Source organism: Pueribacillus theae (genome assembly GCF_003097615.1).
GTDB lineage: Bacteria > Bacillota > Bacilli > Bacillales > UBA6769 > Pueribacillus > Pueribacillus theae.
In genome coordinates this window covers 1-309 of record NZ_QCZG01000129.1, presented here as the reverse complement: position 1 = coordinate 309, position 309 = coordinate 1, and the positions used below count along the sequence as shown (strand labels likewise).

Sequence of the window (309 nt, the reverse complement as noted above, 5' to 3'; positions counted from 1 at the left end):
GTATTTAAATTAAATCTCTATATGCAATATGGCGTAAAAGAATATTGGATCGTAAATCCCCTATTAAACTCGATTCAGATCTATTCCTTAGACAACAATGGACAATACGAACAGCAAGCCGTTTTAAAAGAAACTGGAACGATTGCTTCATCTGAAATCAAAGGCTTCAAAGTTAATTTAGAAGAACTCTTTAAATAACAAATAGAGTAGGCGCATGGTTCATTCATGCGCCTCTTGCAATTACATTGGCAGCTTTTAACTACCATGCCCCTTCTATTATTCAATCGAAAAATCTTTCGCGAAATTGAT

General features: G+C 34.3%; 1 protein-coding gene. It reads left to right on the top strand.

Translation table 11 applies throughout. The features are described from left to right. Positions 1-198, top strand: a 198-nt coding sequence (locus tag DCC39_RS19000; protein WP_133243525.1) for a Uma2 family endonuclease, incomplete at its 5' end; no start/stop codon positions are given. Between the last annotated feature and the right edge of the window lie 111 nt (positions 199-309).